This is a genomic window from Flavobacterium sp., assembly GCF_027531705.1.
GTDB lineage: Bacteria > Bacteroidota > Bacteroidia > Flavobacteriales > Flavobacteriaceae > Flavobacterium.
The window spans coordinates 1-1,118 of record NZ_JAPZSP010000043.1; the positions used below are offsets into that span (position 1 = coordinate 1).

The 1,118-nt window shown below is 26.4% G+C and carries 3 protein-coding genes; all 3 read right to left on the reverse strand.

The features are described from left to right. The coding region (locus O9267_RS13840; protein ID WP_298180583.1) for a hypothetical protein at positions 1 to 191 on the reverse strand (191 nt) is incomplete at its 3' end. Between the two features lie 7 nt (positions 192 to 198). Next, positions 199 to 648, reverse strand: coding sequence for a translesion error-prone DNA polymerase V autoproteolytic subunit (umuD, locus tag O9267_RS13845; protein ID WP_298180585.1), 450 nt, complete (start codon positions 646 to 648; stop codon positions 199 to 201). Positions 649 to 653: 5 nt separating this feature from the next. Next, positions 654 to 887, reverse strand: coding sequence for a hypothetical protein (locus tag O9267_RS13850; RefSeq protein ID WP_298180586.1), 234 nt, complete (start codon positions 885 to 887; stop codon positions 654 to 656). Positions 888 to 1,118 lie beyond the last annotated feature (231 nt).

Consider the following 1,118-nt stretch of genomic DNA (forward strand, 5'->3'; position numbering starts at 1 on the left):
CTAAAACTGTAATTCTTATTATTGTAACCTGTCAGAATATCAAGAAAAATATCGTAAATAAGTTTAGAGTAAGTGTCATATTTTTTGTTTTCAGATATAATAATTTCATCAATTGAATTTATTAGTTCCAGTTGATTTTCATTACTATTTAGTTTCAATAATAGCTCTTTTATTTGTTCTGATTTTGACATAATTAAACTAGTGAAATTTTATTGAATTGATTACTATACCCCATATCATAAACTCGTTTTCTTCAGTTACTTTAATGGGTTTGTAGTCTTCATTTTCAGCCATTAACCAAACAACATTATCTTCGATTTTTACTCTTTTTACAGTAAATTCTCCATCTATTTGACAAATGGCAATTCTGTTATTTTGAGCTTCTAAACTCTTATCTATCACTAACAAATCTCCATCATTTATACCTGCATTTTTCATTGAATGACCTTTGACTTTTGCAAAAAAAGTTGTGTCTTTATTCTTGATTAATGTCTTGTTTAAATCTATTGATAGTTCTATAAAATCATCAGCTGGAGAAGGAAAACCTGCACTAATACCAACATCCATAAAAGGCAGCTCCAATGATGTAGATAAATCAGGAGTATAGAATTCTAATGTTGCTGTATTGAATATGCTTTTTAACTTCATTGTATTTATAGTTTGTATGTAAAATGATTTTCTAAAGTCGATATTTCTTTTTCAACTTGTAACCAATCTGATTTTACTTCATTTGAAAGATTTACATCACTATACTTATTAAAATGTACTTCACTTGCACCAAACTGTTTTAATTCAGAAATACAATTGAGAAATAAGTTGTTATCATTTTCTTCAGTACTAGTTAATTCTTCTATAATACCATTATAATCAGCAATAAAAGGCAACATATATTGAATATAATTATCATAAAACAAATGAGCTTCGTCTCCAAACTCTAAAACATATTTAAAATCAGAATTGTTTTTTTGATTTTGACAATATAGATTTTTTGTTACCGTTGCATTTGGAATAATAATAGTGTCAAGAATTACATCAGCCCCTTCAGTAATATTGATATTTACATTTAATCTATTTCTGAATTAAAACAGTTTGGTGCAAGTGAAGTACATTTTAATAAG